This window comes from Pseudoalteromonas sp. bablab_jr010 (assembly GCF_016464105.1).
Taxonomy (GTDB): domain Bacteria; phylum Pseudomonadota; class Gammaproteobacteria; order Enterobacterales; family Alteromonadaceae; genus Pseudoalteromonas; species Pseudoalteromonas simplex.
Genome location: NZ_JACDWV010000187.1, coordinates 1 through 603, shown reverse-complemented (window position 1 = coordinate 603; position 603 = coordinate 1). Strand labels below are relative to the sequence as shown.

At 40.8% G+C, this 603-nt stretch carries 1 protein-coding gene; it reads right to left on the bottom strand.

All coding sequences use genetic code 11. The features are described 5' to 3' along the window. Window positions 1–22: 22 nt before the first annotated feature. The coding region (locus JIG37_RS18585) for a hypothetical protein (protein WP_244664414.1) at window positions 23–603 on the bottom strand (581 nt) is incomplete at its 5' end.

Here is a 603-nt window from a genome sequence, read left to right as displayed (position 1 = left end):
TAAACTTGTCCATAGTCGGTTTTTATTTATTCTCACGCCATTGCGCTTGCCCTGAGCCTAGTTCATGTAATACACGGCCAACCCTATTCATTTCTGAGCTTGTATTTGATAACCAAACCTTAATCTCGCCAGTTTCTCCCATACCAATAATCAAGTAAGGGGTTATATTTGTTTCTATCTCTCCTGTGCTTACCCATGTATAAGCAGGTAAGGTTTTAGCTAATTTATAACCAGCCTTATCTATGGCTACTTCACCGTAATAAATTCTATTTTCTGATTTATCGAGCCACTCAACTACCACTTTTTCTGGGAATTTTTGGTCATATACACCACTTGTTTTGCCTGCACTTTCCCAACAACAACCGAGGCTTCCCATAGGAACCCCCCAACTATCATCAAAAGTAATTGCCTGCACCCAAATTTGGTTACCTTTTTGTGTCGCACCTCCTGCAACCATGTAATCTATTTTTCCCGTTGACGAACAACCGGCCAAAAACAAAGCACATGCAATTGAGATGAGTGGTTTTATAAGCTTGTCCATCGTCGCTAAATGCATTTTAATTATTCTCACGCCATTGCGCTTGCCCTGAGCCAAGTTCATGT